The organism is Streptomyces sp. NPDC053474, assembly GCF_044544845.1.
Taxonomy (GTDB): Bacteria; Actinomycetota; Actinomycetes; order Streptomycetales; family Streptomycetaceae; genus Streptomyces.
This window is the reverse complement of sequence record NZ_JBITXV010000010.1, coordinates 205,363-228,291: the sequence shown is the minus strand read 5'-3', so window position 1 is coordinate 228,291 and position 22,929 is coordinate 205,363. Positions and strand designations below refer to the sequence as shown.

Annotated in this window: 16 protein-coding genes, 4 pseudogenes and 1 CRISPR repeat array; of the genes and pseudogenes, 12 read left to right on the top strand and 8 right to left on the bottom strand. The window is 68.8% G+C overall.

Annotated elements, in window-relative coordinates:
• Positions 1-87 precede the first annotated feature (87 nt).
• The 7 genes from casA (at position 88) to cas2e (ending at position 6,555) form a co-directional block, all read left to right on the top strand.
• Complete coding sequence (casA, locus tag ACIG3E_RS24710; protein ID WP_399620288.1) at positions 88-1,695, top strand: type I-E CRISPR-associated protein Cse1/CasA; 1,608 nt, start codon at positions 88-90, stop codon at positions 1,693-1,695.
• Between the two features lie 16 nt (positions 1,696-1,711).
• Positions 1,712-2,443 carry a type I-E CRISPR-associated protein Cse2/CasB gene (gene casB, locus ACIG3E_RS24705; protein ID WP_399620285.1) on the top strand — a complete coding sequence of 244 codons (732 nt, stop codon included), beginning with the start codon at positions 1,712-1,714 and terminating at the stop codon, positions 2,441-2,443.
• A gap of 62 nt (positions 2,444-2,505) precedes the next feature.
• Positions 2,506-3,705 (top strand): type I-E CRISPR-associated protein Cas7/Cse4/CasC, encoded by a 1,200-nt coding sequence (gene cas7e, locus ACIG3E_RS24700; RefSeq protein ID WP_399620282.1) that lies wholly within the window; start codon positions 2,506-2,508, stop codon positions 3,703-3,705.
• The gene (cas5e, locus tag ACIG3E_RS24695) at positions 3,702-4,556 is read left to right on the top strand and encodes a type I-E CRISPR-associated protein Cas5/CasD (protein ID WP_399620280.1); all 855 of its coding nucleotides are present in this window, start codon (positions 3,702-3,704) and stop codon (positions 4,554-4,556) included. The genes cas7e and cas5e overlap by 4 nt, the downstream gene beginning before the upstream one ends.
• Positions 4,553-5,245, top strand: coding sequence for a type I-E CRISPR-associated protein Cas6/Cse3/CasE (cas6e, locus tag ACIG3E_RS24690; RefSeq protein WP_399620277.1), 693 nt, complete (start codon positions 4,553-4,555; stop codon positions 5,243-5,245). The genes cas5e and cas6e overlap by 4 nt, the downstream gene beginning before the upstream one ends.
• Positions 5,246-5,307: 62 nt before the next feature.
• A complete protein-coding gene (cas1e, locus tag ACIG3E_RS24685; RefSeq protein WP_399620651.1) occupies positions 5,308-6,222 on the top strand; it encodes a type I-E CRISPR-associated endonuclease Cas1e in 915 nt (304 codons plus the stop codon).
• A 15-nt stretch (positions 6,223-6,237) separates the two neighbouring features.
• Positions 6,238-6,555, top strand: a complete 318-nt coding sequence (gene cas2e / locus ACIG3E_RS24680; protein ID WP_399620275.1) for a type I-E CRISPR-associated endoribonuclease Cas2e — start codon at positions 6,238-6,240, stop codon at positions 6,553-6,555.
• A gap of 19 nt (positions 6,556-6,574) precedes the next feature.
• Positions 6,575-7,456: a CRISPR direct-repeat array (repeat unit 29 nt; unit sequence GTCCGCTCCGCGCCCGCGGAGGTGTCCCG).
• Positions 7,457-7,823: 367 nt separating this feature from the next.
• Here the strand turns inward: cas2e and ACIG3E_RS24675 are convergent.
• Together ACIG3E_RS24675 and ACIG3E_RS24670 are read right to left on the bottom strand one after the other, a co-directional pair.
• The gene (locus tag ACIG3E_RS24675) at positions 7,824-9,356 is read right to left on the bottom strand and encodes an amino acid permease (protein WP_399620272.1); all 1,533 of its coding nucleotides are present in this window, start codon (positions 9,354-9,356) and stop codon (positions 7,824-7,826) included.
• A 45-nt stretch (positions 9,357-9,401) separates the two neighbouring features.
• On the bottom strand, positions 9,402-10,226 hold the full coding sequence (locus ACIG3E_RS24670) for a hypothetical protein (protein ID WP_399620270.1): 825 nt from the start codon (positions 10,224-10,226) through the stop codon (positions 9,402-9,404).
• A 1,438-nt stretch (positions 10,227-11,664) separates the two neighbouring features.
• Here ACIG3E_RS24670 and ACIG3E_RS24665 point away from each other — a divergent pair.
• The 4 genes and pseudogenes from ACIG3E_RS24665 to ACIG3E_RS24650 form a co-directional block, all read left to right on the top strand.
• Positions 11,665-12,150, top strand: coding sequence for a winged helix-turn-helix transcriptional regulator (locus ACIG3E_RS24665; protein WP_399620268.1), 486 nt, complete (start codon positions 11,665-11,667; stop codon positions 12,148-12,150).
• Positions 12,151-12,162: 12 nt separating this feature from the next.
• Positions 12,163-12,933 (top strand): annotated as a pseudogene (locus ACIG3E_RS24660) (transposase).
• Between the two features lie 94 nt (positions 12,934-13,027).
• Positions 13,028-13,432: a winged helix-turn-helix transcriptional regulator gene (locus ACIG3E_RS24655; RefSeq protein ID WP_399620265.1), complete on the top strand. Its 405-nt coding sequence runs from the start codon at positions 13,028-13,030 to the stop codon at positions 13,430-13,432.
• Positions 13,433-13,676: 244 nt separating this feature from the next.
• Positions 13,677-14,386: pseudogene (locus tag ACIG3E_RS24650) on the top strand (FadR/GntR family transcriptional regulator); the annotation flags it as partial.
• 12 nt (positions 14,387-14,398) lie between these two features.
• Here the strand turns inward: ACIG3E_RS24650 and ACIG3E_RS24645 are convergent.
• Both ACIG3E_RS24645 and ACIG3E_RS24640 read right to left on the bottom strand, forming a co-directional pair.
• Positions 14,399-16,708 (bottom strand): beta-L-arabinofuranosidase domain-containing protein, encoded by a 2,310-nt coding sequence (locus ACIG3E_RS24645; RefSeq protein ID WP_399620262.1) that lies wholly within the window; start codon positions 16,706-16,708, stop codon positions 14,399-14,401.
• A gap of 62 nt (positions 16,709-16,770) precedes the next feature.
• Positions 16,771-18,195, bottom strand: a complete 1,425-nt coding sequence (locus tag ACIG3E_RS24640) for a family 43 glycosylhydrolase (protein ID WP_399620647.1) — start codon at positions 18,193-18,195, stop codon at positions 16,771-16,773.
• A gap of 463 nt (positions 18,196-18,658) precedes the next feature.
• Between ACIG3E_RS24640 and ACIG3E_RS24635 the strand changes: the two genes are divergently transcribed.
• Positions 18,659-20,089 (top strand): glycoside hydrolase family 43 protein, encoded by a 1,431-nt coding sequence (locus tag ACIG3E_RS24635; protein WP_399620260.1) that lies wholly within the window; start codon positions 18,659-18,661, stop codon positions 20,087-20,089.
• Positions 20,090-20,299: 210 nt separating this feature from the next.
• Here the strand turns inward: ACIG3E_RS24635 and ACIG3E_RS24630 are convergent.
• The 4 genes and pseudogenes from ACIG3E_RS24630 to ACIG3E_RS24615 form a co-directional block, all read right to left on the bottom strand.
• Positions 20,300-20,542, bottom strand: a pseudogene (locus ACIG3E_RS24630) (transposase family protein); the annotation flags it as partial.
• An 85-nt stretch (positions 20,543-20,627) separates the two neighbouring features.
• The gene (locus tag ACIG3E_RS24625; protein ID WP_399620257.1) at positions 20,628-21,188 is read right to left on the bottom strand and encodes a GNAT family N-acetyltransferase; all 561 of its coding nucleotides are present in this window, start codon (positions 21,186-21,188) and stop codon (positions 20,628-20,630) included.
• Positions 21,189-21,743: 555 nt separating this feature from the next.
• On the bottom strand, positions 21,744-22,319 hold the full coding sequence (locus tag ACIG3E_RS24620) for a hypothetical protein (protein WP_399620644.1): 576 nt from the start codon (positions 22,317-22,319) through the stop codon (positions 21,744-21,746).
• 110 nt (positions 22,320-22,429) lie between these two features.
• Positions 22,430-22,918: pseudogene (locus ACIG3E_RS24615) on the bottom strand (GNAT family N-acetyltransferase); the annotation flags it as partial.
• Positions 22,919-22,929: the final 11 nt, after the last annotated feature.

The window sequence follows — 22,929 nt, the reverse complement described above, 5'->3', positions numbered from 1 at the left end:
GGCTATGTCCACGACTCGCTGGGAACACCTCCGCGCGTGCGGAGCCTTCTCTCCCGGTTCGATCATTTTAGGAGCGTGAGCTGAACGGTGCACCCCTATCCCCTCGACACGGCCGCCTTGCTGCCGCCCCGGTGGGCCCCCGACGCCCTCGCGGCAGCGAAGGGCGATCTTCCTGAACGGGTCGGCCTGCGTACCGTGTTGGAGCGCAGCCATGAGATCAGCGCGCTCGCCATTACCGAGCCGCCCGCCTACGCGTCGGTGCTTCGGGTGCTGTACCCGCTGACCGCGCGGGTGAGCGCCCTGGACGTCGAAGACGACGGCAGCGGCATCGACTGGTCCGAGCGGCGTCTGGACATCCTCGAGGCGGGGCGCCTGCCTGCCGAGGGCATCGACGCCTACTTCACCGCCTGGGCGCACCGCTTCGACCTCTTTGACCCCGTCCGTCCGTGGATGCAGGATCCGCGCCTGGCCGAACAGTGCGACCCGGCACGCTCCGCTGGCGTGAACAAGCTGGTCACCACCCGCGCCTCGGGGAACAACCACTCCTGGTTCGGCCATGTCCAGGACGCCGACCCTGATCCCGTCCCCGCCGATGAAGCCGCCCTGAGCCTCCTCACCTGGCACTACTACGGCCCTGCCGGCCGCGGCTCGGCCCGGAAGGTGAACGGTGAGAGCACCGCCAGCATGATGGCCGGCCCCCTGCGCGGCTCGCTCTCCTACCATCCGGAGGGAACCACCCTCTTCGCGTCGCTTCTCGCCGGCCTCCTGCGCCCCGATCCGCGGGTGCGGCGCGAGACGGACCGCTGCCCGTGGGAACAGCCGGACCTGCCCGACCCTGCCGGGCCCGCCCGCGCACCTCAGGGGCCGTGCTCACGGCTGACGGCCGTCTCCCAGCACGCCCTCCTCCTCGTCCCCGTCCCGCACCGCCCGGACACGGTGTCGGACGCGTTCATCACCTGGGCACACCGCGAGGGCCGCCTGCCCCGCACCGACCCCTACCTCATGTGGCAGATCAGCCAGGAGAACAAGCCCTACCCCCGGCCCGCGGACGCCGGACGTGCCCTGTGGCGCGACTTGGACGCCCTCCTGCTCGCCCAACCGGGCGGCACGGTCCAGGCCCGGCGCCCCGAGGTTTTCGACAGCGCCCTGGAGCTCTCCGATGCGTGCGAGCGCCCTCTGGCGGTGCGGGCCTTGGGCTTCGACCAGGACGGACGGGCCAAGGACCGGCAGTTCGTCGCTGGGCTCACTCCGCCGGTGCTCGATGCCGCGGAGAGGGAGGAGCCGGGCACGGCGCCCGCGGTGGGCTGGCTGCGGCGCTGCGGGGAGATGTACGGGCGCCGGGCGGAGTACGCGGTGCGCCGCGCCTGCTCGCTGTACATGCGAGAGGCGAAGCCGAAGCAAGCCGACGCCTGGGCGGAGCAGGCGTCGGCGCTGTACTGGCCGCAGGCGGAGGAGGAGTTCTGGTCCCGCTTCACCGGCCTGGACCGCACCGGTGCTCTCCTGGTCGACGCGGGACTCGACCGTAAGCAGACCAGGCGGGCGTTCCTGAGGATCGCCGAGGCCGCTTTCGACACCGTCACCCACCCGGTGTGCCACACGCAGCGCGGCGCCCGCGCCGTCGCCGACGCCCGTACCGAGCTCTACGGCGGCCGGCGAACGACCCGCCCAGCTGCCGCTGCCACCACCCCTGCCTGACCCAGGAGCCGTCATCATGAGCATTCCCCAGCAGAGCACCAAACGCCGGGCGGAACCATTCTCCCGGCCCGGCAAGTACCAGAAGTTCGTGGCACGGATCGAGACCCTGTGCGCGCGAGACCCCGGAGTCCGCGTAGCGCTGCGCCGCGGACTGCGCCGTGACCTGAACAACGTACGGGGCCTGCACCGGATCGTCGCGCCCTGGCTGCCCGAACACCCCTCCCAGGCCGAGGAGCGTGCCTTCTACGCGATCGCCGCGATGATCGCCGACCGCCCCCGGCACACCTTCACCACCACGGACACGGACACGGACGAGACCGTACCGGCGGACACGACTGAAACCGAGGACGCACCCCCGGCCGCCCCGGCAACCGAAGCAGAGACTGCGACTTCGCCTGCGCGGGTGCGCCGGGAGAGTCTGGGCGCCTCCTACGCCCGCGCGGTCCTCGCCCGGGCCGGCCGAGGGCTGCGCGAGGAGACCGCCGAGGCCCGCCTCAACCTCCTGACCCGCCAGAGCCTCTCCGGCCTGCACCGACACCTGCCCGGCAGTATCCGGCACCTGCGAGACGCGGGCGCCGACATCGACTACGCACTCCTCCTCAGCGACCTCGCCACCTGGCCGCAGAACTCCAAGCAGACCGCTAGGCGCTGGCTGCAGGACTACTACCGCCTGCGCCGCTCCCCCATCGAAGAGCAGTACAAAGCCCGCGACGACGAAGAAGACGCCGCCCCCGCCGACGGCGCCTGACCGGCCACAACCCGCCCCCCGACCTACCGGCTCCACACCTACGCCGTGCAAGGAGACAGCTCATGGCCTCACGCGCCCGCTTCCTCGACATCCACATCCTGCAGTCCGTTCCGTTCGCCAATCTCAACCGCGACGACACCGACTCCGTCAAGACCGTCCTGTACGGCAACGCCCTGCGTACCCGGGTGAGTAGCCAGTGCTGGAAGCGCGCCACACGCATGGAGTTCGAGCGGCTCACGGGGGAGAGCACCCTGCGCACCCGCCGCATCGCCACCGCCGTCGCCGCCGAACTCGCCGGGCGCGACTGGCCGCAGGATCTCGCCGAGCGCGCCGCAGCCCATGTCGCAGCTGCCGTCGGCAAGTTCGAACTCGCCGAGGAGGGCGAGCCGAAGAAGGCCGTCCCCAACCGGGTCGTCACCAACGCCATGATCTACGTCCCCCACATCGCCGTGAGGGAACTGGCCGACCTCGCCGATGAGCATCGCGCGGTGCTGGAGAAGGCCAAGGACATCGTCAAGAAGGGCGACACCAAGGCCTCCGTGATGCCCAAGGACAAGGTGGACGCGGTCCTGCGCAGCCGCAACGCGGTCATCAACCTCTTCGGCCGCATGCTCGCCGAAGTCGACCGCGCCGGAGTCGACGGCGCCGTGCAGGTCGCCCACGCCATGACCGCCCACGAAACCGACGCCGACCTCGACTACTTCACCGCCGTCGACGACATCACCTCCGCCTGGCAGGACAGCACCGGCAGCGCCCACATGGGCCACGCCGAGTTCAGCGCCGGCACCTTCTACCGCTACGCCACCATCGACCTGGACGAACTCACCGGCAACCTCGCAGGCTCCACCACCGACGTTCAGACACTGTTGGCTGACTTCCTGACCGCCTTCACCCTGGCGGTGCCGCAGGCGAAGAAGAACTCCACCGCTCCCCACACGCTGCCCCACCTCGTCCACCTCGCCGTCCGAGCCGACCGGCCCGTCTCCTACGCCGCGGCCTTCGAACAGCCCGTGCGCCCCACCACCGCCCACAGCGGCAACGCCGCTCCCTCGGTGCAGGCCCTGACCGGCTACGCGGATGCCACCGCCGCCTTCCTCGGCACCCGCGGTCTCCTGGCCCGCGCCTGGACCAGCCCGGAGATCAAGGACCTGCCCGGCGAGGCGAAGAACGCCCTGGGCGCGCGTGCCGACAGCCTCGACGCCCTCATCACCAGCATCACCCACAGCGCGCTAGGTGCCCCCGCCGAGGGCGTCCCCGCATGACCGCATCCGCCAGGCCGCCCCGGCCGGTCCCCGGCCTGCTCCTGCGCCTCGCCGGGCCCCTGCAGTCCTGGGGCGAGCACAGCCACTTCAACGACCGCGACACCCTGTCCTTTCCCACCCGCTCCGCCGTCACCGGCCTGCTCGCCGCAGCCCTCGGCCGCCCCCGCGAGCACCCCCTGGACGACCTGGCCGACATCAGCATCACCGTCCGCGTCGACCGGCCCGGGACCCGCCTGCGCGATTTCCACACCGTAGGAGGCGGACTGACCGGCCAGCAGACCGTCGTCACCGCCGACGGCGGCCGCCGCAGCGGCGACACCTCCACCCTCACCAGCACCCGCTGGTACCTGGCCGACGCCGCCTTCACCCTCGCCCTCACCCGCCCCGACCACACCCCGCCGCCCGCCGCCTGGACCGAGGCTCTGCACACACCCCGCTGGCCCCTCTACCTCGGCCGCCGCTCCTGCCCCCCGGCAGGACCACTCCTCCTGGGCCACAGCACCGACGTCCTGCACGACTTCTTGCACCTTCCCCTCACCCGGCCCCGTTCCACGGCCGACGTCGAGGTGCTCTTCCTGTCCGACCAGCCCCTCACCGCTCTCCCCACCCACGAGGAGAGCACGAACAGCGACGCGGGCGAGGAGCACTCCAGCGTCCTGGACGTCCCCCTCGCCTTCACCGCCCACCGGCGCCGCTACCGGGCCCGCCCCCTGTACCGGCGCACCCTCACCCTGCCCGGCACCCAGTGCACCGGATACGGCATCGAGCATCTGAACGCACTGGCCGCCTACACCTCCACCACCTACACCCCCGCCCACCACCCGGCAGCCCGCCAAGGGAGCGTGACATGACGCTGTGGCTCACCCGCCTCACCCCCGGCCCCGCCTCCCGCCTGGCCCGGCACGAACTCGGCGGTACCGGGCAGACGTCCCTGCACCGCAGGGTCATGTCCCTCTTTCCCGACGGAACATCCGACCAGGCCCGCACCCGCTTCGGCGTCCTGTTCCGCATCGAGGACACCGCCCGCGGCGCCCACCTGCTCATCCAGAGCAACCAGCCCCCCGACCCCGGCCGACTGCCCGACGGCTACGGCACCCTCACCACCCGCACCCTGGACGACCTCCTCAAAGCCCTCGCCCCCGGCCGGACCCTGCGCTACCGCTGCATCGCCTCCCCGGTCCGCAAACCCGGCGCCACCACCCGCAGCCTCTACAACCTGCCCGCCGTCGTCCCCCTGCACGGAGCCCCCGCCGACGAATGGTGGCAACGCCAGGCCGACAAGGCAGGACTCCAGCCCCTGACCCTGCACTCCCAGCCCGCCGCCACCGTCCACGACCGACAACGCCCCACCCCCGCCGCACAGGACACGAAGAACCTGGCGGTCGGCAATCGGATCCATCATCACCGCGTCCGATTTGACGGCACCGCCACCATCACCGACCCCGGCCTCCTGCACCACGCGATCCGCGACGGCATCGGACGGGGCAAGGCATACGGCTGCGGCCTGCTCAGCATCGCCCTCGCCCCGGACCCCCGATGAGCACCCGCCCCCACACCCAGCCCGGACAAGGCCGCAAACGCCTGGCCGCACCCACCATCGCCATGCTCCCGCGCGTCATCGACTCCCTGTCCTTCCTCTACCTCGACGTCGTCCGCATCCACCAGGACGACACCGGAGTCTGCGCTGAGATCACCACCGAGAGCCGCGGCCGGGAAACCGTCTACCTCCCCACCGCCGCCCTCGCCTGCGTCCTGATGGGCCCCGGCACCTCCATCACCGCCCCCGCCCTGGCCACCTTCGCCCGCCACGGCACCACCGTCGTCATCACCGGCATGGGCGGCGTGCGCACCTACGCCGCCACCATCCCGGCGAACCTCACCACCACCTGGCTCGAACACCAGGCGTCCGCCTGGGCCGACGAAACCCGCCGCCTCGCCGTTGCCACCGCCATGTACGAACACCGCTTCGGCCCCGGCCAGGCCCCACCAAGCGCCACCCTCCAGCAACTACGCGGTCTCGAAGGCCAGCGCATCAAGGCCCTCTACAAGCTCCTCGCCACCCAGCACCGCATCGGCCGCTTCCGCCGCAACTACGACCCCGACTCCTGGGACACCCAGGACCCCGTCAACCTCGCCCTGTCCGCAGCCAACACCTGCCTCTACGGCATCGTCCACGCAGCCATCCTCGCCCTCGGCTGCAGCCCCGCCCTCGGCTTCATCCACAGCGGCAACCAACAAGCCTTCGTATACGACATCGCCGACCTCTACAAAGCCGAACTCACCATCCCGCTCGCCTTCTCCCTCCACGCCTCCAGCCACCCCGAAGCCGAAGCCCGCCGGTCCTTCCGCGACGAACTGCGCCTCTTCGGCCTCATGCCGCGCATCGTCCGCGACCTCCAGAACCTCCTCGCCCCCACCCCCACTCCACTCGGCGAAGACCCCGAGGAACAGCTCGTCGACCTGTGGGACCCCGTCACCGGGCCCATCCCCGGCGGCACCAACCACGCCCCCACCTGACCGGAGGCACCGCCTATGGCCGCCATGACCGTCATCTCCGCCACCGCCGTCCCCGACCACCTCCGGGGCGCCCTCACCCGCTGGCTCCTCGAAGTCACCCCCACCCTCTACATCGGCACCATCTCCGCCCGGGTACGCACCGAACTGTGGAAGAACCTCACCGACTGCCTCACCGACGGCAGCGCAGTACTCGCCTACCCAGCCGCCAACGAACAAGGCTTCACCCTCCACACCGCAGGCCCCCAACGCCGCGACCCCATCGACTTCGACGGCCTCACCCTCATCGCCTTCCAGCGCACCACCAACAGTCAAGCAATGGCAAACCCCTCCTAGACGTCCAGGTCAGGAAGGGGTCCGCTCCGCGCCCGCGGAGGTGTCCCGTGGTTCCAGTCCATGACCAGGCGGAAGCGACGGTCCGCTCCGCGCCCGCGGAGGTGTCCCGCCGTTCGGCGACGCGGGCCTGCTCCACCAGCGGTCCGCTCCGCGCCCGCGGAGGTGTCCCGATCAACGCCGGGTGGGGCCTGTGCAGGTCAGCGTCCGCTCCGCGCCCGCGGAGGTGTCCCGGACGACAGGACCTCGGGGTGCAGTCCGGCCATGTCCGCTCCGCGCCCGCGGAGGTGTCCCGGCGCCCGCGATGGCGGCGGCCTCCTCGCTGGTGTCCGCTCCGCGCCCGCGGAGGTGTCCCGTTGGGTCGCAAGTACGTGGGAATCGATCTCAGTCCGCTCCGCGCCCGCGGAGGTGTCCCGTACCGCGTCCAGGCGCACCTGTACGGCCTCGGGTCCGCTCCGCGCCCGCGGAGGTGTCCCGCAGTCACAGCCCCACCAGTACACCAGGAGGGAGTCCGCTCCGCGCCCGCGGAGGTGTCCCGTAGGGGGGCGCCCAACCTTCATACACTGCACCGTCCGCTCCGCGCCCGCGGAGGTGTCCCGGACGGCGTCAGCACGGCGGCAATTCCGCCTTCGTCCGCTCCGCGCCCGCGGAGGTGTCCCGACCACCCACGGCACGGCCGACGGCCGCAAGGCGTCCGCTCCGCGCCCGCGGAGGTGTCCCGTGACCATGGAACCTTTCGCCCCGCTCGGCCGGGTCCGCTCCGCGCCCGCGGAGGTGTCCCGCCCCCGGCCCGGCGCTGGAACGCCATATGGGCGTCCGCTCCGCGCTCGCGGAGGTGTCCCGCCGATCACGAACGTCGTGACGGGGCGAGAGGGGTCCGCTCCGCATCCGCGGAGGTGTTCAGCACGGCCTCTTCTCCGTCCTCGACTGCAGGCGTTGGTCGACCTGATGGTGGCGCTGGAGCAGTCCGTGCAGCGGACCTGCGCCTCCTGTGGTGAAGCCGATGTGCACGAGCTCTAGCCGAGGCGCGCCGCGAAGAAGACCACTGTTGGGAAGACCGCGGCGAAGAAGGCCACAACGGCGAAGGAGAGCGCGTCCCGAAGCCGCCCTGGAGAGCCCGACCGGGCTGGTACTGCTGCCCGGGCGCGGTCGGGCAGCGGACCCGCTCCTGGAGCAGCGCCCGGAAACGCTGAAGTCCCTCTCAAACAAGGGGGCCTTCGTGTGGAGCGCCTGGCAGGCCTTGCACAGGGCGACCAGTACCTGCCTTGGGCCTACGGGTTGGGCGCTTGCTGCTGGCCGGCTACCTGTGCACTGTGCGGTGCAACGTTGCGGGGGTCCGAGGGGTTGAGGAACCACTTCCGGGCGGAGGCCAGCCACCAGGTGGTGCAGAAGGCGATGACGACGCCCACGGCGATGGGGGCGTAGTTGAAGGTCTTGGCGGTGACGGGGGAGGCCTGGGGCAGCATGAAGAGCACGGTGATCACTGCGACCCAGGCGACGGCGATGGTGCCGATGAGGGTGGACCAGGAGCCGAGGTGCCAGGGGCCGCGTTCGAAGCGGTCGCCTTGCCGTAGTCGGAGGTAGGTGGGGATGACGTAGGCGATGTACAGGCCGATCGTCGCGATCGACGTCACGGCCGCGTACGCGGTGGAGTTCCACAGGTAGGGCAGGCCCAGGCAGAAGGCGCCGCCGGTGGCGAGCCAGACGGCGTTGGTCGGGGTGCGGGTGCCGGGGTGGAGCTTGTGCCACACCCGGGAGAACGGCAGCGCGCCATCGCGCGAGAAGGCGTAGATCATGCGGGAGTTGGCGGTCACCGAGGCCATGCCGCAGAAGAGCTGGGCGACGATGATCACGACGAGGAGCCACTTGCCGGTGGCCGTGCCGAGGGCGTCCATGAGGATCTGGGCCGGGGGTACGCCCGTGTCGGAGTCGAGGGCGCCGGTGTAGGACTGGATGGCGTAGGTGAAGCCGAAGAGCAGGACGAACCCGGCGACCAGGGAGACCACGATCGAGCGGACGATGCCCTTGGGCCCGGCGGTGGCGGCGTCGATGGTTTCCTCGGTCATGTGGGCGGAGGCGTCGTAGCCGGTGAAGGTGTACTGGGCCATGAGCAGGCCGATGGCTACGACGTAGAGGCTGGAGGTGAAGCCGGTGTTGTTGACGGATTCGCCGAAGACGAAGCGGATTGACTGGTGGTGGTCGGGGACGAGGACCAGGGCGCCGCAGATGAGCAGGACACCTGCGATGTGCCACCAGATGGAGAGCTCGTTGAGGAAGGCGACGATGCGTACGCCGAAGGTGTTCAGGACGCCGTGCAGGACCAGGATGGCTGCGAACAGGGTGATGGTGTGGCCGGGGGTGGCTTCGTAGCCGAATTGCAGGTCCAGGAGGGCGTTGAGGAAGGTGGCGGCGCCGAAGTCGATGCCCGCGGTGACGGCGATCTGCCCGAGGGTGTTGAACCAGCCGGTGAACCACGCCCACGCGGCGGCGGTGCGGGGCGGGCCCATGCGGTGGGCCCAGAAGTACAGGCCCGCGCTGGTGGGGTAGGAGGAGCAGACCTCGGCCATGGACAGGCCGACGAACAGGGTCATCAGGCCGACGAAGAGCCAGCCCCACATGATGACGGCGGGGCCGCCGGTGTTCATGCCGTAGCCGTACAGCGTCATGCAGCCGGACAGGATCGAGATGATGGTGAAGCTGACGCCGAAGTTGGCGCGGCCGGACATGGAGCGCGACAGGGTCTGGCGGTAGCCGAGCTGCTTGAGGCGCTCCTCGTCGGAGACGCGGGATACATCAAGGGGCACGGTCTTTCCGTCCTTCCTGCTGCGGGATTCGGAGACGGCGAGTCGTCAGCGGTACCGGCGCCGTGGAGGGCTGTAGGACCAGGCCCGGTGTCGCAGGAACAGTCGGCGGGCATCGCCGCAGTAGGCCCAGGGCACATGGGTGGCGTACGGGCCGATCGCGTCGAAGACCTCCTGGGCCTCGTGGTGGCGGTTCGCGAACGACAGGGCGTGTGCCAGGTAGTCGGCGTCGTCGGCGAAGCAGGCGTGCGGATGCGGTGCGCGGTAGCGCCACCATCGCTCCAGCACCTGGTCGATCTGAGGGCACTCGACCCAGGGGTGGATCATGAGGCCGTACGAGTCCTGGTTCTGCGTCTGACGGCAGCGGTGGGCCTCGGCGAGCACGACCAAGGGCAGGACCGCGAGGGGCAGGCCCTTCGGGGCCATGGAGACTTGCTCCTCGGCCCACCACATCGCCTCGCCGGGCTCGCCGTGATGACGGACGAAGAGGTAGGTGACCAGCTCGTGGTGGGCCTCGCGATTCCAGGGATCACGTTGCTTGATCTCTGACCACACATGGTTCAGCGTGCTGCGGTCAGGGGCGTGGGTGCGCAGCAGCGCCAGCATGACGACCAGGGGCGCCACGTCCTGGGGCCACACGTCCAGCGCGGCACAGCACGTTGCCCACGCCTCTTCCATCAAGGTTTGGCCCTTCACGCGACCAGCGATCATCGCGCGCAGGGCCTGCACGTTACCGAGTAGGGAGAGGGCGTGCGGGGAGTGGGGCTCGGCCTCCGCCCAGGTGTCGGCGAACCTGAGGCGGGCTCCGGCCTCGGCCAGGACCTGGAGGCGGAAGATCCGCCGGTCCCAGTCCGGCCCGGTGGCGATGAGCATGTCTCGTGGCCCTTCCCAGCGGCCCATCGAGGCGTCCTCGAGTACATGCCGTAGCGCTTCGTCGTTTCTGGCGGGATGCGTGTCAAGAGTGATCAACATGGGTTGGCCTCTTGGGGGCAAGAGGGCCCCTGCTCCGGTGTGCACAGCCTCAGCGCGGGGGGAGTCGGACGCGTCTTCGGCCGGGACACCGGAGCAGGGAGCTCGGAGGTGTGGGAAAAGCAAGTACTCCTGCCGGGGTGCCCGACTGCAAGATGCGCGGGCAAACCAACTTCGAAGTGAGTACGGGCGCACTGCTGGATCCCCGAAGCCGACCTGGGTGGATGCCCCACCAGGTAGCAGGTGGACACGCGAGCAGCGGCCGCTGCAGAGGCGCGATGACGGCACCGCGGGCCCTCGCCGCGGACGGGAGGATGCCGGCAGCGAACGGGCTGTGACCGCTACTCGGCTGGTGCCTTATGCCCTCGTTGCGCGCGAACGAGGAGTGCCGCATGTGCGTCCGCCCATGTGGCAGCCGGTGCCATCGCGGTCAGGAGCTCCTGTGACGGGGGCGTCAGTCGATACGTAGTGGGGAATGGGAAGCGCGCTGCTCTTTCGCGGTCGAGCAACTCGGTTTGCGTTAGACGTTGCAGGGTGCGGCACAACGTGCCTTCCTGAAGGTTGCGATGAGCACGCCCCGGCCAGTTGTTGGTGGGAATCTGTGCGCGCATCGTGGCTAGGAGGTCCGTGTACTGCAGCGGCCCATCGTTGAGAGCGACAAAGACATCCCAATACCATTCGCCGTTCAGCAGGCGAAGGAAGTCGTGGACCCTCCGAAGGTATTGCTCATCGTTTGGTGTTACCCCGGCAGGAGCGGGGTGCCGGGGGAGCGGTAGGCGGGAGGTGAGGCGGATATGCCATTTCCCGGTAGGTGAGGTGCTTGAGCCACTAGAGTTCTTAGGCATGGCTTTCCCTGACCAGCTCCATCTGCGCGGCTCTGCAAGCCCGTGGGTGCGGCTGCACGAGCCTGCGCCGCGCCGGGGTGCCGGTGCTGTTGCGACGTAGCCAGCTTGGTCTTCTTCGGGGAGAGGGGTTTGACGTGCTCCCTCTGTCAACTTCCGTACCCTCGAGGGCGAGGGATTCTTCTTTCTCTTGATCCGTCCTGACTTCCTCTCGCTATGGAGGCAGTGACGTTCCCCATCCGCTGTCATGCATGGCGCTACTTTCTTTCGATCTTTGGACGTGGCCGAGGCTGGCACGGCCATCTCGGCCACGTCCAAGTGCTACACCGCCGGAGCACTCTAACTTCAAAGCCAGTGCCGCCAGTTCGGCGAATTCAAGCCAGCGGCGCTGGCGCAACTCGCGAGTGTGGGGGACATCGGGTTTTCTCGCCGCGCTCCTATGCTTCCTCTAGCTGGCGTAGCAGGATGCGCGGGCAGAGCCCGCTCAAGGGGGTAGGTCATTGCTCAACGACGAGCTCCGTCACCTGCACGGAATCGGCATGGCTATCGAGCTCATACGCAACAAGTGGACGTACGCGGTGCTCGTCGCCCTGCTGGACGGGCCGATGAGCCCGACGGAACTTCTAGCACACATAAACCGGGGAAATGTGCGCAATGCGGACTTGTTGAATGAATGGGTCCTGCACGAGAAGACCCTGCTCGAAACGCTGCGGCGACTGGAGCGTGACGGGCTGATTGTGCGACAGCAGCTGGTTGAGCCGCAGGTGAAGAGTGCGGCTCGAGCGCTGACGCCCATGTCGGAGGAACTGCTGGAGGCGCTTCATGAGCCGGCGGCATGGGCGACGAGACACGCAGACCTTCTGCTGGCGAACCTGCGGGACCGCCGGGGTGTGAGCTCCGCGGGCCCTGCGCCCGCGCGCCGACTGAAGTTCGAGGGTGGCAAGCGCACGCCTAAGGGTTGTCCCGTAACTGCTGGTCACGGGTGAGATGATCTCGCCGTGTCTGGTGTGATCACGGCATCGGAGCCGTCCTGGATAGCCCCGTTCACCGGCCTGAGCCCACGTCAGTTTGGCAAGGTGATCACCGCGTTGCGGCGTGAGGGTGCGGACCCGGTCCGCAAGGGCCGGCCCTGGAGCCTGCCGCTGGAGGACCGGGTCCTGCTGGTCGCCGCGTACTGACGGACCAACCTCACGCTGCGGCAGTTGGCGCCGCTGTTCGGGGTATCGAAGTCGGCCGCCGACCGCATCATCGACCACCTTGGCCCCGCACTCGCCCTCCAGCAGCGCAAGCGGTTCGCCAAGGACACCGTGCTGATCGTGGACGGAACCCTGGTCCTCACCCGCGATCACACCATCGCCGAGCAGTCGAAGAACTACCGGTACTCCACCAATCACCAGGTCGTCATTGACGCCGACACCCGGCTTGTCGTCGCGGTCGGCCGACCACTGCCCGGCAACCGCAACGACTGCAAGGCATGGGAACTCTCCGGCGCGAAAGACGCCGTCGGCAACACCACCGTCATCGCGGACGGCGGCTACCGGGGCACCGGCCTGGTCATCCCGCACCGACGCGAGAAGGGCCAGGCCGAACTCCCCGCATGGAAGGAAGAACACAACACTTCCCATCGCAAGGTCCGCGCCCGCGTCGAGCACGCCTTCGCCCGCATGAAGGGCTGGAAGATCCTCCACGACTGCCGCCTGAAAGGCGACGGCGTTCACCACGCCATGCTCGGCATCGCCCGCCTGCACAACCTCGTCGTTGCCGGGTGACGCAGAAACCAGCAGGTCCCCCGGCATGCCGTAGATCATTTACGGGACAACTCTTAGTCAGGAGCGTTGGCGCAATCTCGGCGTAGCCCTCACGATGCTCCGTCTACGCTGGAGCTTCTCGGTTATCGCGGCCCTGCGTAACGGCCCCTTGCGCCCCACGGAGCTTGCCTTGGCGATCAATGAGGACGTCGATCGCAATCGTCACATCATCGGTCGTCGGCACCTGTCGGACAAGGTGCTGTGGGGCACCCTGCGTCGATTGTCCACCGACGGCGTGGTTGCGCATGAAGGGAGGGGGCGAGGGTTCGCCTCTGCCGCCCGCTGCTCGCTGACCGGCTCGGGCCGCGACCTGTTGGTGGCTCTCTCGCCCTTGGGGTCGTGGGCGGTGCGCTATGAGGCCCAACTCGCCGACGTCATGCGCGGCCGCTTTCGGCGCCCCGAGAACCCCTCGACTCACCAGCAGCGGCCTGACGGGTCATCAGGTAACGTGTCGTGGTGAACTCGGCTGCTGCAGTGAGGGGTTGACCATGAGCGGAGACTGGCCGTCACGCGTCGAGCGCCGAACGATTGGCGCACGGGGACGTCACCACAGGCGGCTTCACCGTTGATCCCGGCCGCTGACGGTCGTGTCGGGGCGGTGGCTATCTCACTGGCCGTCGGAGCAGGGGTGCCGGTCGCACTCGGCGTTCCCGGCGCGGTCGGGGTGCTCGCCTCCGGCGGTGGGGGGAGTCCTCACTTGGTCGGTGGCGACGGGCGTTGCGGCGGTAGGGTCTGCCTCTTCCTTCCGGTCGGGGAGCAACCCCATGACCAGGTGGGCGAGAACTCCCGCTGTGGTCACCGTCACCGTGGCGCCCAGCATGGGTCTCGCCCGGCAAGCGGCCACGGCGCTGGCCGTCGCCCGGGTTCTGGAGGTCCGACGGGGCGACAGCACGTATGTGACCAGCTTGCAGCCGAGCCTGCTCCTGGAGGGTCTCGGCGGCGCGGTGGAGCTGCTGCAGGGCGACTCGGTGGCGCTGCGGGACCTCATGGAGGTACGGCGGCTCCTCGAACCGACGGCCACGGCACTGTCCGCCACCCGGATCTCAGACGAGCAGCTGGCCGAGCCGAAGCGGCACCTGGACGCCATGCGAGACCCGTGACGACGTCGAACGGCTCAACGCCCACGACGCCGCCGTCCACCGTGCCATCGTCTCGGCCACGGGCAACGAGACCCTCCTCACCCTCCCGGAAGGGATCTCCGGCCGCACCCTGCGCGCCCGCGTCTGGCGCGGCCTGGTCGACGACAGGACCGCGGGCCGTACCCTCGCCGAGCACGAGGCGATCTTCGCCCCCCCCGTCCGCCCGGGACGCGGTCCTCAGCCAGGCCGCCGCGCTGCTGCACGTGAGCAACACCGAACAGTGGCTGAGGGAAGACCTGTGCTCGAGCCACCACCTCCCCTTCGGGACAACGACGGCGTCACACCCCCTAGTCCCTCACGATGCGCCACCGGTTGTCGGCGGTGCCGTCGTCCGAGTCCTGGACCGCGAACGCGCCCACAGCCCTGGAGTTGTTCGCGATGGCGAGCACCTTGCCACTGTGTACGTTGCGGATCTTGTAGGTCCCGTCTCCCTGGTCGAGCAGCGTCCACTTGTGGTCGGCGGTGCCGCTGTCCGACCACTGCAAGACGGTCGCGCCGTCCGTGGTGGACATGTCCTGGACGCCGAGCACCTTGCCGCTGTGGGCATTGCGGAAGCGGACCGCGTTGCCGTCGATGATGATGTGCCAGTCGTGGTCAGCGGTGCCCGAGTCGTGCCACTGCAGAGCGCGGCCACCGTCGGCCGTGGACATGTCCTGGATGCCCAGCACGAGACCGCTGCCCACGTTGGTGAGACGGACGGTGCTGCCGCTCGTGTTCCAGTAGACGGTGTAGTTGTGGCCGTGCGCGTCGTGAAACGGACCCAGGTTGACGGGGGAGCCGTTGGCCGTGGCGGTGAAGGCGAGCGAACTGCCGCTGGTCCGTTTGATCGAGGACGTGTCCAGTGATGGGAGGGAACTGAGCGCGGAGTCACCGTAGTTGCCGGACAGGACCACCGGGCCGTAGGTGATCGCGGCGACGTTCGGGTTGTCGTTGGCCGCTCGCATGACGATCCGCATGGGCAGGCGGACGGTGACCGTGTCACCGGAGGCCCAGGAGCGGCTCAGGGTGGCGTAGCTGCCGGGCGTGGTGGAGATGTTCTGCGCCGTGCCGTTGACGCTGACGGTGGCCCCGGTCGTCCAGCTCGGGATGCGGATGCGCATCGCCCAGGTTCCGCTGACGTTGCCGGTGACGCGCAGGGTCGTGGTGTCGCTGTTCGGGTACGACGTGGTCTGGGTGACCGTGATTCCGCGCTCCGACCAGGTGAGCACCGAGGGCACGAACAGGTTCACGATCAACGTCTTGTCGCTGCGGAAGTAGATGGAGTCCATCAGCCTGGTGTGCATCTCCAGGCCCGTACCCTGACAGCACCAGAAGGTGCCGTAGTCGGTGCTCCAGGTTCCGCCACCCCACGCCGGGCCCACACCGCGTCGGCCACCCGGATTGAGCGGGGTGAAGTAGGTGACGTGGCCGTGGTGGTCGGCCGGATTCTGCTGGCCGATCATCTGGTTCAGCCACGCCCGCTCGTAGTAGTCGAACAGCTCGGCCCGGTTCGGGTCCAGCGCGAACAACTCCCGGGTGAGGGAGAGCATGTTGAAGGTGTTGCAGCTTTCGCACGTGTCCTTGTTGAGGTAGCTGGCGATGGCGTTCGGGGCACGGAAGTGCTCCGCCTGGCTGTTGCCGCCGATGACGTAGGTGTGCGAGGTGACGCAGATGTCCCAGGCGTTGGCGGCGATGTCCCGGTAGCGGCTCGTGCCGGTGGCCTTGTACTCCCGGGCGGCCCCGATCCACTTGGGTACCTGGGTGTTGGCGTGCAGTCCGCTGAGCTTGTCCTGGTTGGCCGCCAGGGGGTCGAACACCGCGGCGTGGTCGAACCGCCGAGCGACGGTGAGCCACCGCGCGTCGCCAGTCTGCTGGTAGAGATCGGTCAGCACGGCGTTCATACCGCCGAACTCGGTTCGCAGCATGGCCTGCATCCGCTCGCCGCTCAGTCGGCCGGTGCGCGAGTCGACCCATCCCGCCAGGGCGAGCAGCACGTCCCGGGCTTGAGTGCTGCCGATGTGGCGCCATACGTCCAGCAGACCGGCGAGGGTCTTGTGGAGGGTGTAGTACGGCACGTTGCCGTTGCTCAGGTTCCCCTGCTCGAGAGCGGTGAAGTCGGACTCGGGGTAGCCGGAGAGGTACCCGGCGTTGAAACCGGCGGCGCTGTTGTTGGCCTGGCATTTGGCCAGCTCCGCGACCATGTAGGTCGCCTTGTCCCGGCAGGTGGTGTCCCCGGTCACGGCGTACAGCTGGGCCCATGCCGTGAGGAAGTGCCCTTGGACGTGGGTGCGGAAGGGGAAGTCCGGCGCGTCCCAGCCACCGGTGGCGGCCGCGCCGTGGGTGGAAAGCCGGTGGTTGGCGCGGAAGTTGTACAGCAGCCGGTCGACATCGACGAACCGCAGGTAGTTCCGCGTACGGTCCTGGTTGTCCAGCCACCGGCTCGCGGTGAGCCGGACCTGGCCGAGTTCGAAGGGGTGCGCGGAGACCCCGATGTCGGCCTTTGCTCGGCGGATGGCCGCGTGGGCGGGAGAACCGCCGATCAAGGATCCGGTGGCAGAGGCGGCGGCGGTGGCCCCGGCTACTTGCAGGAGGCGCCGTCTGCTGATGGGGGAGGACATCTTGCACCTTTCATGACGAGAGTCCGCCGAAGCCCCGAGGGGTAAGGGGCAGCAGTGGTGGCTCACTGGAGGGAGAAGGTGGCGTCGGCTCGGTCGGTCGCCGTGCCGAGGGCCTGGACCCGCAGCAGGTAGTCGTAGTGGCGGAGGTAGCGGCCCGGGAGGTTGTACGACTCGTACGAGACGCCGGCGGAGTCCGCGAGGCCGGCCCGGGCGGTGAAGGAGGCGTCACCGGCGAACAGCGACGTCCCGTCGTTCTTCTCCAGCCGCACCTCGTAGTTCTTGTGGCGCAGGAAGTAGCCGGGGAAGTTCGCCGACTCCAGGGAGACGGTGCCGCTGCCTGCGAGACCGGTGATCACGCAGAACTGCGAGTCGGCCAGCGGCGAGACGTTCGGCTCGATCCTGGCGCGGTACTCCCAGTGCCGGACGAACCGGTCGGGGAAGTTGTACGAGGAGAGCCGGATCGGGGTGAGGCCGTCGGCGACCGGGATGCCGAAGTCGGGTGTGCCGTCGGCCTTCCAGTAGATCTTCTGGACGCGGGTGCGGCGGTTGGGGTCCCTGAGAGGGTCACCGCTGATGTCCTTGTAGCCGCGGTCGTGGTAGACGAGGATGTCCGACTTGCCGTCCTCGGAGACCGTGAACTGGTTGTGCCCCGGGCCGTACTGGCTGGTGGCGGCGTAGCTGGCGAAGACCGGGTGCGCGGTCTTGGCCCACGATGACGCGCTCAGCAGGTCGGCCGAGGCGGACGCGGTGAGCAGGCCCATGCAGTAGTTGGCGTCCGTCGCGCTGGCCGAGAAGGTCATGAAGACCTTGCCGCCCCGCTGGATCACAGCCGGGCCCTCGTTGACCGTCTGGCCTCCGGCGGTCTCCCACGAGGCGGTCGGTCGGCTGATCATGACCGGGGTGCCGGTGATGGTCCACGGGCTGGACATCCGCGCTATGCAGATGTTGGTGCCGCGGCCGACGGACGGGTCGTGCTGCGCCCAGGAGAGGTAGCGGGTGCCGTTGACGGCGAAGGTCGTCGCGTCCAGGGAGAAGGTGTCCAGCGGCAACGCGATACGCCCTTTCTCCGTCCAGGTCCCCGTGATCGGGTTCGCGGCGGTGCACTCCAGGACGTACGGCCGGATCCTCCAGATGTCGTTCGCGGCGCCGGCGGCGAAGTAGATGTACCACGTGCCGTCGATGAAGTGGATCTCCGGGGCCCAGATGTGGGCGCCCATCTCACCGGTGGAGTGCTTGGTCCAGATGGTCGTCTCGGCGGCCGATGTGAGCCCCTGGATCGTGGTGGCTCGGCGCAGCACGATCCGGTCGTACGCCGGGACCGTGGCGGTGAAGTAGTGGAAACCGTCGGTGTGCTTGTAGATGTGCGGGTCGGCCCGTTGCTCGGCGATGGTGTTCGTGTACGTGACACCGGGTGACGCGGGCGCGGCGGCGTGGGCGGTACCGGTCGAGACACCGGTGAAGGTGGCGGCGGCCGAGCCGGTGATCATGCCGAGGACCCTTCGACGGGTGAGCGCAGGTCTCACGGAATGCTCCCTCTGCTGCCGGTATTTCGAACGCCGTTCGTAAACTCGGCCAGAACATAGATCCTGCACCCGCCCGGGTCAACGCTTGCGTCACACAAGGCGGTCCGAAGTCTCGACTGTGGCGGGGGAAGGGGTTCGGCGCCCGAACTCGGTCGGGTCGGATGTATTGACGCACCCTGTTTCGCCCACTTATTGTCTGCCCGATCTTACGAACGCCATTCGATATACCGCACAACTCGACTGGCGCGACGGCGAGTTGGCTGCGGAGGCCGCCCCGGGTCGACCACCGGGAGGGAACGCGCCGAGCGCGACAGCTGTCGCCAAGAAACCGCCAACTCTCCTGCTGCGCAGCGACCACCCGCGCTCGGATCAGCCAACCGCATCGTCCGGCCCCGCCGTCACCACGGCAGAACGACAGGAGATGTGCATGTCCGCGCTTCGCACCCGGCTGTCGGCGATATTGCTCGCCGCGTGCCTCCTCTTCACCGGCCAGGCCCTGACCGCACCGGACCGGGCAGCCGCCGCCGACCCGGGCTACCTGATGGTGCACTTCACCGGGGAGGGGGCGGCCAACCAGCAGATGTACCTCTCGCACAGCACGGACGGCCGCCACTGGAACGACCTCAACGGCGGCGGCATGGTCCTGCGCTCCACGGTCGGAACGCAGGGGGTACGCGACCCCGCCCTGGTGAGATCCCCCGACGGCAGCAAGTACTGGATCATCGCGACCGACCTGTGCATCGACTGCGGGCAGAACTGGGACCAGGCCATCAACAACGGCAGCCGCAACCTCGTGGTGTGGGAGTCGACGGACCTGGTCACTTGGTCGAAGCCGTGGCTGCTCAACGTCGCCGGCGCGATCCCCGACGGGCGCAACGCCTGGGCGCCAGAGGCGATCTGGGACCCGGAGACCAAGGACTACGTCCTGTACTGGGCGACGAACAAGCCAGTCAACGGCGTGAAGAAGCACCGCATCTACTACGCCCACACCCGCGACTTCCGCACCCTCACCACCCCGCAGATCTACATCGAGCGCCCCGGCACCCAGGAAATCATCGACACCCAGATCGTCGAGATGCCGACCGGCGTCGGCGACTACCGCTACGTACGGGCCTCCGGCGACGGCCAGATCACCCTCGAAGGCAGCAACTCGATCCTCGGCACGTGGACGAACCTCGGCAACCTCTCCGGTATCGGCCTGACCGGTTCGCAGGTGGAGGGCCCGATGTGGATGAAGTTCCGGGACCGCAAGGAGTGGACCCTCTACCTCGACCAGTACGCCTCCGGCCGCGGGTACATGCCGGTCACGACGACCGACCCCTCCGCCTCCAGCACCTACAAGCTCCCGGCGTCGGGAAGCTACAACATGGGCGGGACGAAGAAGCGCCACGGTTCGATCCTGAACCTGACGGCCGCCGAGGAGAGCCGCGTCCTCGCCCGCTGGGCCAACACCCCGGCCAAGCGGCTCCAGTCGTACAACTTCCAGGACCGGTACGTGCGGCACGCCGACTTCGACGTGCGCATCGACCAGAACATCACCGGCCCCGACGCCCAATTCCGGCTCAGGCCCGGCCTGGCGGGCTCCGGCACCGTCTCCTTCGAGTCGGTGAACTACCCCGGCTACTTCCTGCGGCACTCCGGTTCCGACTTCCAGCTGGCCTATAACGACGGCACCCCCCAGTTCGCCGCCGACGCCACCTTCCGCCAGGTCGCCGGGCTCGCCGACTCGAACTGGTCGTCCTTCCAGTCGTACAACCACCCCGACCGCTACATCCGCCACTACGCCTACCAACTCCGCCTCGACCCGATCACCACCGCGACGGCCCGCAGCGACGCCACCTTCCGCGTGACGAGCTGACCGACGCCGACAGGGATTGCGGCGCCCTCATGGCGACCCCGACGCCCGAACACGCCTCGCCACAGCCACGTCTTCTTCAGGGATGTGACCCATGCGCAGCGTGAGACCTCCCGTCCGCCGAGCAGAACACCCAGGCCATCATGAGGAGCCCAGCCCTGCCAGGGCTCACCGCTGACCCGAACATCATCAGGTTCGGCGACACCTACTACTGTGGCGGAAGGCGGTCGCGATCCCGATGCCGAACCCGGTCGCCAGCTGGGCGTAGGTGTCACCGCACCGCAGGTGGGTCAGGGCGAGGAGAGCCTGTCGTGCGGCGGGAAGGCATCGCCACCGGGTGCCGATCTCCTGCCGTCTGGCTGTCAGTTGTCCGGTCAGGAACCGCAAGGTGCGGCTGGACAGATCGATCGAGGATGAGCAGATAAGCGCGCGAAACTCCTGGCGGGCACGGGTGATCTTGGCCGAGAACCCGTCTGCCAGGAGCTTCGTCATTGCGCAGGGCTGTCCAACTCGCGGTCAGAGCCGCGAGCTTGGGGAGGGCTCACTGTTTCCACTGCTCCTGGGTGATCTCGTACCGTACGCCTCCGTGCTCGGAGCCCTCGATCATCTGCATGTCGGAGGGGATGGGGATGTTGTCCGTGAGCGTCATCTTGAGCTTCTCCAAGATGTTGCGCGAACCGTGGTTCACGGACATCGTCTCGGCCCAGACCATGTGCACACCGAGCTCCGTGAATGCCTTCGCCAGCAGAGCTCGCGAGCCCTCGGTCGCATAGCCCTTGCCCCATGCCGCCTGCCGCAGTCGGTAGCCGAGTTCGACTTCGTCCAGCGGGCCCTCTGGCTGTGGACGGGAGTGGAACCAGCCGATGAACGCACCGCCGTCCTTTTCGTAAGCGGCGAAGAGCCCCAGTTCGCCGTCCCACCGCTCGTAGCCGGCGAGGATGCGCGGCAGGTATTGCTCTCGGACGACCTGCGGGTCGGTCGGCTGGCCGCCGGTCAGGTAGCGCATCACCGCCGGGTCACTGTCCAGCTCGATCAGCAGGTCGGCGTCATCGGCAGTGAAGCGCCGCAGGACCAGACGCTCGGTCTCCAGATAGACATCCATGAGCAGATCATGACTGGAACGGGTCGGGCAGCCCAACGGATTTCCTCGGAACCTCAAGAGCTCTGCTGCTTCCAAGGCCGCACTGCGAGGCCCCCGCCATCCCTCACGGCAGCGCGAGAGTGGAAAGGGCTCGGTGCGTAATGGAGGACGATGACTCCTGCATGGCCCAGTTGAGAAGCCTCTCAGGCGGGTGCGGGCGTGCTCGGGTTCGGCGATGTCAGCCAGGTGGCCGCGCAGCCAGCGCTGGAAGGAACAGAGGTGTTTGTCGACCGCGGGCAGGACTCCGCAGGCCATGAGGAGTTCTCCCAGGCGGGAGACCGCCCGCCAGGGCTGGAGTTGGTGGAAGGCATCGTGGGTCAGCGGGATCCCAAGATTCCCGACGGAGTCAAGCTGAGAGCCACGGGGGCGTCGGTGGGTGAAGTTGGCCCGGGGCGTGGGGCTGGTCGAAAGACCACCCCCTCGCCCCGGGCCGATCACACCACTCAGCTGTGGTCGAGGAGGCAGGCCGCCGTAACGTGACCCGTACCCGTCGCACACGAGTGTCTTGAACGCGTGTCAGTACAGGCGGCTGTACTTGCGAAGGAGCGCGCGAGAGTGGTCTTCGGACAGACCGAGCTTCGTGGCGATCACGCCCCAGTCCTGCTCGTCCTGCCACGCCCAGACCGCGGAGCTCCGCCCTGTCTCGGCAAGGGTTTCCTCCAGGGCCGCCACAGCCCGCAGCGCGGCCAGGGGCGCATCCTTGGCCAGCAGCGTCAGCCGCTGCCAGATCTGGTCTAGGAGGTCCTGCACGTCGGTCGGTACGGGCACCGTCCGCCGCTCGACCTCACGGATGTGCTGCTTCCAGTCGCTGTACGGGGCAGCCAGCTCATAGGCGTCGGGAGCATCGGGGTCGACGCGCTCCCAGTCGATGGCGACCTGCCTTTCTCCGCGCCAGCCGCACGAGCACGCTGCCCGCACTTCGGAGGCCCGTGGTGTCCCGAGAGTGCCGTCGTAGACCCACCAGTCGCTGGTCCGGTGCATGTTCGCGGAACTGCCCGCGTCGAAGACCGCGGGCTTCGGTTCGCTGCCGTCGGCCAGGACTGCCGCTGCCCTGCCCTCGTGCGACGGCCCGAACTCCGTCGCCCACATCATCGTGGTCACCACATCCCGCCTTCCCTCGCCCGGCCAGTGGTTCGGTCCCCACAATCATCGTGGCGCCACCCGTCGACCTGCGTACACCGCTTCGGCGAAGAGAGGCAAGGTCACTGCCTCCGGCTCCTGGGGGCCCGGCTGGTGCGGCTCGACCGGCGCCCGGAGTCCCGCCACTTGCCGCCCTTCTGGATGTGCTCGCGGATCGTGTAGTCCTCGGTCATCCCTGCCTTGGCCATGGTCTTGACGGAGGCGGTGTTCAGCGGGGAGCGGGCACCCCAGACGCGGTGGAGGTTGAGCTCTTCGAAGCCGAGGCCGAGCAGCAGTCGTACGGTCTCGACGCCGTACCCGGCACCCCAGGCCTCAGGGCGCAGTGCGAACCCCATGGTGGCGGCGCGCTCTTGGTGGGGGTCCATGGCCATGCGGCCGAATCCGATCAGCTCGTCGCTGCGCTGTTCCACGACCGCCAGGCTGTACTCCACACGCGGGGCCGCGGCGGCCAGCGCGATGGACCGGTCGACGATGGCGCCCACCTGATCGCGGGAGCGCGGCTCGAAGGACAGGTGCTCTGTCGCCTTGGCGTTGCCGTAGATCGCCAGGACGGGTCCTCCAA

What these genes read in the sequence shown, in the direction of transcription:
- cas1e (WP_399620651.1), top strand. Translation starts at nt 5,308, where the DNA reads ATGCTCCCGCGCGTCATCGACTCCCTGTCCTTCCTCTACCTCGACGTC.
- cas5e (WP_399620280.1), top strand. Translation starts at nt 3,702, where the DNA reads ATGACCGCATCCGCCAGGCCGCCCCGGCCGGTCCCCGGCCTGCTCCTG.
- cas7e (WP_399620282.1), top strand. Translation starts at nt 2,506, where the DNA reads ATGGCCTCACGCGCCCGCTTCCTCGACATCCACATCCTGCAGTCCGTT.
- ACIG3E_RS24635 (WP_399620260.1), top strand. Translation starts at nt 18,659, where the DNA reads ATGTCCGCGCTTCGCACCCGGCTGTCGGCGATATTGCTCGCCGCGTGC.
- cas2e (WP_399620275.1), top strand. Translation starts at nt 6,238, where the DNA reads ATGGCCGCCATGACCGTCATCTCCGCCACCGCCGTCCCCGACCACCTC.
- cas6e (WP_399620277.1), top strand. Translation starts at nt 4,553, where the DNA reads ATGACGCTGTGGCTCACCCGCCTCACCCCCGGCCCCGCCTCCCGCCTG.
- casB (WP_399620285.1), top strand. Translation starts at nt 1,712, where the DNA reads ATGAGCATTCCCCAGCAGAGCACCAAACGCCGGGCGGAACCATTCTCC.
- ACIG3E_RS24645 (WP_399620262.1), bottom strand. Translation starts at nt 16,708, where the DNA reads ATGTCCTCCCCCATCAGCAGACGGCGCCTCCTGCAAGTAGCCGGGGCC.
- ACIG3E_RS24670 (WP_399620270.1), bottom strand. Translation starts at nt 10,226, where the DNA reads ATGCTCATCGCCACCGGGCCGGACTGGGACCGGCGGATCTTCCGCCTC.
- ACIG3E_RS24640 (WP_399620647.1), bottom strand. Translation starts at nt 18,195, where the DNA reads ATGATCACCGGCTCGGCCGCCGCCACCTTCACCGGTGTCTCGACCGGT.
- ACIG3E_RS24655 (WP_399620265.1), top strand. Translation starts at nt 13,028, where the DNA reads ATGCTCCGTCTACGCTGGAGCTTCTCGGTTATCGCGGCCCTGCGTAAC.
- ACIG3E_RS24620 (WP_399620644.1), bottom strand. Translation starts at nt 22,319, where the DNA reads ATGATGTGGGCGACGGAGTTCGGGCCGTCGCACGAGGGCAGGGCAGCG.
- ACIG3E_RS24625 (WP_399620257.1), bottom strand. Translation starts at nt 21,188, where the DNA reads ATGGATGTCTATCTGGAGACCGAGCGTCTGGTCCTGCGGCGCTTCACT.